Origin of the sequence: Vreelandella boliviensis LC1, from assembly GCF_000236035.1 — a bacterium.
GTDB lineage: Bacteria > Pseudomonadota > Gammaproteobacteria > Pseudomonadales > Halomonadaceae > Vreelandella > Vreelandella boliviensis.
The window spans coordinates 1466175-1472174 of the sequence record NZ_JH393257.1 but is presented as its reverse complement, the minus strand read 5'-3'; the positions used below and the strand labels follow the sequence as shown (position 1 = coordinate 1472174).

Annotated in this window: 7 protein-coding genes; 3 read left to right on the top strand and 4 right to left on the bottom strand. The window is 54.5% G+C overall.

The features are described 5' to 3' along the window. Nucleotides 1-572, bottom strand: a 572-nt coding sequence (locus tag KUC_RS19945) for a LysR substrate-binding domain-containing protein (RefSeq protein ID WP_244264744.1), incomplete at its 3' end; no start/stop codon positions are given. 180 nt (nucleotides 573-752) lie between these two features. On the opposite strand from KUC_RS19945, the gene KUC_RS06555 reads away from it, so the two are divergent. Further along, nucleotides 753-1529, top strand: a complete 777-nt coding sequence (locus KUC_RS06555; RefSeq protein ID WP_007112363.1) for a ferredoxin--NADP reductase — start codon at nucleotides 753-755, stop codon at nucleotides 1527-1529. 131 nt (nucleotides 1530-1660) lie between these two features. Here KUC_RS06555 and glnK read toward each other — a convergent pair whose 3' ends face one another. The 3 genes from glnK to KUC_RS06540 form a co-directional block, all read right to left on the bottom strand. After that, entirely contained in the window at nucleotides 1661-1999 is a 339-nt protein-coding gene (gene glnK / locus KUC_RS06550) for a P-II family nitrogen regulator (protein ID WP_007112362.1), read from the bottom strand. A 189-nt stretch (nucleotides 2000-2188) separates the two neighbouring features. After that, a complete protein-coding gene (locus tag KUC_RS06545) occupies nucleotides 2189-3436 on the bottom strand; it encodes an ammonium transporter AmtB (protein WP_007112360.1) in 1248 nt (415 codons plus the stop codon). A gap of 44 nt (nucleotides 3437-3480) precedes the next feature. Beyond that, nucleotides 3481-3819, bottom strand: coding sequence for a P-II family nitrogen regulator (locus tag KUC_RS06540; protein ID WP_007112359.1), 339 nt, complete (start codon nucleotides 3817-3819; stop codon nucleotides 3481-3483). A 357-nt stretch (nucleotides 3820-4176) separates the two neighbouring features. Between KUC_RS06540 and KUC_RS06535 the strand changes: the two genes are divergently transcribed. Both KUC_RS06535 and KUC_RS06530 read left to right on the top strand, forming a co-directional pair. Continuing rightward, nucleotides 4177-4524 carry an accessory factor UbiK family protein gene (locus KUC_RS06535; protein WP_007112357.1) on the top strand — a complete coding sequence of 116 codons (348 nt, stop codon included), beginning with the start codon at nucleotides 4177-4179 and terminating at the stop codon, nucleotides 4522-4524. Between the two features lie 373 nt (nucleotides 4525-4897). Continuing rightward, nucleotides 4898-5881 carry an AraC family transcriptional regulator gene (locus KUC_RS06530; protein ID WP_007112356.1) on the top strand — a complete coding sequence of 328 codons (984 nt, stop codon included), beginning with the start codon at nucleotides 4898-4900 and terminating at the stop codon, nucleotides 5879-5881. The last annotated feature ends 119 nt before the right edge of the window (nucleotides 5882-6000 follow it).

Here is a 6000-nt window from a genome sequence, read left to right as displayed (position 1 = left end):
CAGTCCCCACGCAGCAATTGCTCAAGCTCAAGATGCTCGCGACCAGCCAATGGATGACGCGGCGAGCAAAACACGCACAGCTCATCTTCTACCCAGGGCTGGCTGATAATCATGTCATCGTCGCACTGCCCCTCGATCAAGCCTAAATCCAGCGAGTGCTGGCGCACGCCTTCGATAATATGGCGCGTATTGCGCACCGCCAGGCGCACCCGGCTGCCGGGGTGGCGCTGCATAAAGTCACTGATGAGCAGCGTGGCCAGGTAGTTACCAATGGTCAGCGTGGCGCCGACATCCAGCGACCCAACGCCCTTTTGGCCACGTAGCAGCTCTTCGATCTCTTCACCACGGTCAAGTAGCGCGACCGCTTTAGGCAATAGCTGAAAACCCAATGCGTTGAGTTTTAAACGTTTTCCGATCCGATCCAGCAGTTGGCAGTCGAACTGCCGCTCCAGCTCCGCCAGCGCCGTGCTAGTCGCCGATTGCGACATGGCCAGCGCCCGCGCCGCATGGGAGACGCTCTCATGCTGGGCAACCGCCACAAAGACTTCCAACTGCCGCAGGGTGTAATGCATAGAGTCTGACCTTTATTTGATCTATATCTATTTTTAAGATAACCGTTATCAATATAATTTGCTTAACAGATATACCACCCTTTGCTTAGACTTGCTGGCAACATATTTAATCATTTTTATTCTTTTTAAGAATATGACCGATGCGGACTAGCGCCAGCATCGTTTAATGGAGAAAACGGCATGAGTAAGTTTGCTCTGGAAGAAGTGCTTAGCGTTCATCACTGGAACGATACCCTGTTCAGCTTCCGCACCACCCGCGAGCGCAGCCTGCGCTTCAAGACCGGTCAGTTTGTGATGATTGGTTTAGAAGTAAATGGTAAGCCGCTGATGCGCGCTTACTCGATTGCCAGCCCCAACTACGAAGACCACCTTGAGTTCTTCAGCATTAAAGTGCCCGACGGCCCGCTCACTTCACGCCTTCAGCACCTGAAAGTAGGCGACCAGATTATGGTCAGCCGCAAGCCTACCGGCACACTGGTATGCGACGACCTACTGCCGGGCCGTAACCTCTACATGCTCTCCACCGGTACCGGCCTGGCGCCGTTTATGAGTTTGATCCAGGATCCTGAAGTGTACGAGCGCTTTGAGAAAGTCGTGCTGGTTCACGGGGTACGCGAAGTCTCTGAATTGGCCTACGCCGACTTCATTACCAAAGAGCTGCCAGCCCATGAGTACCTAGGTGAAGACATCGCAGAAAAGCTGGTCTACTACCCGACCGTTACCCGGGAAGAGTTCCACACCATGGGCCGCCTGACCGATCATATTCGTACGGGCAAGTTGTTTGAAGATACCGGCCTGCCGCCCATCGACCCGCGCCAAGACCGCGCGATGATCTGTGGCAGCCCCGCCATGCTGGACGACACCAGCGCCCTGCTTGACGAATTGGGTCTAAATATTTCGCCGCGTATGGGTGAGCCAGGCGACTATGTCATTGAGCGTGCGTTTGTTGAGAAGTGATCGTTGCGCGAAGGGTGAGGGGTGAATAGAAAATTGTCACCATCACCTTATGAGTTAAGCCCCTGGGGATGCTCTCCCCAGGGGCTTTGTCTACTCGGCACTACTTACCATTCACACCTTACCCTTCACCGTTAAACCGCGTCTTTGCCCGTTTCACCGGTACGGATACGGATAACCTGCTCTAGCGGCATCACAAAGATTTTGCCGTCGCCGATTTTACCGGTGTTAGCCACCTGGGTGATGGCGTCAATCACCTGCTCGGCCATATCGTCATCCACAGCGACTTCCAGCTTCACTTTAGGTAGGAAGTCCACCACATACTCAGCGCCGCGATACAGCTCGGTATGCCCTTTCTGACGCCCAAAGCCCTTCACTTCCGTCACCGTAATACCCTGTACGCCGATATCAGAGAGCGACTCGCGCACATCGTCAAGCTTAAACGGCTTGATAATAGCTGTGATCAATTTCATTACCATATCCTCTAACTGGGTGGCCGTGATGGGGTCGGGTTGCATGGCTGCGATTACGCAACCGATGACCGCTAACTACCAGCATACACCGCTATTGGCAGAGAATAAAAAAGCCTCCCACTAAGGGGAGGCTGTAAGGAGCACGCCAGCTCACTTGGTCAGCATTAAATTTTTTCTTAATGCCGCTGTTTATTTCTTGATACCAAATTCGGGATAGGCTTCAAGACCGCACTCTGCGATGTCAACGCCTTCATACTCGTCTTCTTCGCTAACCCGGATACCCATGATGGCTTTCAAGATCAGCCATACCACCAGGCTGGCCAGGAAGACCCAACCGAAGATACCTGCGATACCGATGATTTGAGCACCGAATGACGCGTCGCCGTTGTTCAGCGGCACCGCCAGCACACCCCAGATACCCACCACACCGTGTACCGAGATCGCACCGACCGGATCATCCAACTTCACTTTATCGAGCGTCACGATGGCAGCGACTACAATGATGCCGCCGATGGCGCCAATAATGGTCGCGCCCAGCGCAGATGGAGAGAGCGGATCAGCGGTAATCGCCACCAGACCAGCCAGCGCACCGTTCAGCGCCATGGTCAGATCCGCTTTGCGGAACCACAGTTTGGCCAGAATCAGTGCGGCAATCACACCGCCTGCCGCCGCAGCGTTGGTATTAACAAACACTTGCGCCACGTTGTTAGCAGAATCGACCGCCGCCAGCTTGAGCTCAGAGCCGCCGTTAAAGCCGAACCAGCCCATCCACAGGATGAAGGTACCTAGCGTTGCCAGTGGCATGTTGGCACCCGGAATGGCGTGGATAGAGCCATCTTTACCGTACTTGCCTTTACGTGGGCCCAGCACGATCACACCTGCTAGCGCTGCAGCTGCACCGGCCAGGTGCACAATGCCTGAACCCGCATAGTCAGAGTAGCCTACTTCAGACAACCAGCCGCCGCCCCAGGTCCAGTAGCCAGACACCGGATAGATAAACGCGGTCATGACCACAGCAAAGGCCAGGAACGCCCACAGCTTCATGCGCTCGGCGACAGCACCCGACACGATCGACATTGCGGTCGCAACGAAGACTACCTGGAAGAAGAAATCGGAACGCATGGAGTAGTAGGGCGCGTCGTCACCACCGGCAGTCACCGCATCAACGCTGTTTTCAGCGCCAATCAGGAAACCCAGGTTGGGTAGGAAGCCACCAGCGCTGCTGGAGTACATGATGTAGTAGCCCACCAGCAGATACATGGTGCAGGCAATCGCAAACAGCGCGATGTTTTTGGTGAGGATTTCAGCGGTATTTTTGGAGCGCACTAAGCCCGCTTCTAACATTGAGAAGCCAGCGGCCATCCACATGACGAGCACGCCACAAATTAGAAAGTAGAACGTATCGAGCGCGTAGCTCAGATCAGTCAACTCATTCATTGTAAGTTCCCCGTTGAACTATAGAAATGATCCGCGAAACAGCGTTAAACGGCGTCTGCACCGCGTTCGCCTGTCCGAATCCGAATAACGTCTTCAAGCGGTGTCACAAACACCTTGCCGTCGCCGATCTTGCCGCTGTTAGCCGCACTACAGATCGCATCCAATACGCTCTCTAAGCGGGCGTCGTCCACGGCCACTTCAACTTTCACCTTGGGTAGAAAGTCGACGACATATTCCGCGCCGCGATACAGCTCGGTATGCCCTTTTTGACGGCCAAAACCTTTAACTTCGGTGACCGTAATGCCCTGAACGCCGTTGTCGGCTAAGGCCTCACGAACGTCGTCGAGCTTAAATGGCTTGATGATAGCGGTGATGAGTTTCATCCCGGATCTCCCCTGCTGGATAAGTCTTGCTAGATTGGTAGCGGCACAGCCGCCAGAATAAGCACCTGAACCGATAATGCGCATACTGTGCCAGCTGACTTTTTTTCCTTAAAAGTCAGTTATTTAATCGACATAAAAAGCGCTCTACAGCGCTAAGTCTGGGCAAGTCCATTCTCAAACCATGGCTATTGCACCATAAAAGAGCATAAGCAAAAGTTGCCTGCTCCATTTCGATGCAGGCCAAGCGCTCAATAGGAAATTCACGCGGCGCATGCGAATTTGCCAACTGTTGCGTATCCTTACCGGTAAGCAATTACATAGATGTTCATTTAGCGAGTTATTAAGGAGAGAGCAGCGATGGCGCCTCAAGACCGCATTAGCCGACTGGCCCAGCAGATTGGCGACCGTTTACAAAACGCTTCCCAGGCACCGGAAGATATTCAAAAGGGCGTGCAGCAAGTCGTGCGTGGCGCCTTTGACCGCCTGGAGCTTGTCTCACGGGAAGATTTCGACATTTTAATGGACGTACTACAACGCACTCGGTCTCGGGTAGAGGCATTAGAGCGCCAGGTCGCCAACCTTGAAGCGGCCGTTGAAACGTCAACGGCCTCCACTGCCACGCCGGTGGAAGCGGAAGTACCGCCGGTGACTGCCCCCGAACCGGACACAGACCCAGAGACAGAGCAGAAGAATAAGCCCGTTTAACGCTTCAGTTTCTTAAGCAGCAATAGGGCGCGACCACCTATTGCTGCATTTTGAAACAACCATCAACGCAAAAAATAAATACGAATCAATATCATTGACTTTGTTTTTCTTAGTGATATTCTCCGCCCCTAACTCCCCACTGCTGGCAGATTGTTCACCATGCACAGTTTGTCATCTTCAGCGTCGTCTTTTTCCATATCTGGGCTTATGAACGCACCAATTATGGGCAGGACAGGCACGGCAGAAGTGTGCAGGCGCTTATCAACGGCACAACACTGAACAGCTCGCGTAAGCTTTCAAATCAGTTTATGGCTTTTACTGAACGTCAGTTTGCTACTCGTTGACAGCCACTCAAAGGTCAAGTGAAACGGTAATGGCGACACTCGCTTCGATAACGCCATCTGGCACGCCACTCACCACCCATGACCTGCTGGCGCTTGGTCAGCGCTTCGGGATCGACTACCGCTTTCCCGAAACGCTCGAGCGTGCCCAGCTAGCGCCGTGCGTGGCCCGCGGGCGGGTGATGGATGTCGAGATAACGCCCACACTGCGGGTGACGCACTCGGATCTTGACGTCCTGCACGCCTACGCCTCCACCTCCCGGCGTTCCGCTGCGTGGTTTCTCAGTGTCGTCCTTGAGGGGCGTATCCAAGTGGGGCTCGGCCACCAGTCGTTCAAGTTGCAGGCGGGCGACGCCTTCAGTGCGCATTTCAATGAGCAGACCGGACTTGAAGTCTTCCAGCCCGCGCCACAACGTTTGCGCATTCTGAACATATCGCTGCTCGCTTCCACCGGGCCGCTCTCTTCCTTGCCCATCGACGTTGCCCCTCCGGCAACCCCCGTGCTGCATACCTGGCAAGTGCCGCAGCTCCTTCACCATAGCCTGGAGGCGGCACTGGTCACGAATTGGCCAGCAGAACGGCAGCGCCTGCTATGGCAGGGTCTAGCGCTCCAATTGTTAGCGCATGGGCTGCCTGCCACTTGCCTTGAGCCCAGCGACACAGGGAAAGCCGTCAGTTTTCCAGCGGGCCTTACCCATAGCGACCATCAGCGCCTTGAACGTTTGCGCCAGCAGCTTGAACAGTATCCCCACCAGAATTATCGGCTGGAGCAGTTGGCCAACAACGCTGCCATGAGCCCCAGCAGCCTGCGTAGCAAGTTTCAGCGCTGTTACGGCTGCTCGATTTTCGACTATTTACGCCGCTGCCGCCTGGCCCAAGCCCAGGCGTACTTGCGCAAAGGCTACAGCGTTCAGCAAACCGCACACGCCTGTGGCTACCGCCATGCCACCAATTTTGCCACTGCTTTTAAGCGCGCCTTTGGCATCGCGCCCCATGAAGTGCTCAACCGCCACTAAGCGGGCTGCGTTGTTGTGTTAGCGGTAAGTTCCTCTGCTTGATGTTTTTTGGCAGCGCGCATACGCCTTTTGTCATTGCACATACCTTTCACAAGCAAATAAGCGCAATAATTCTCATT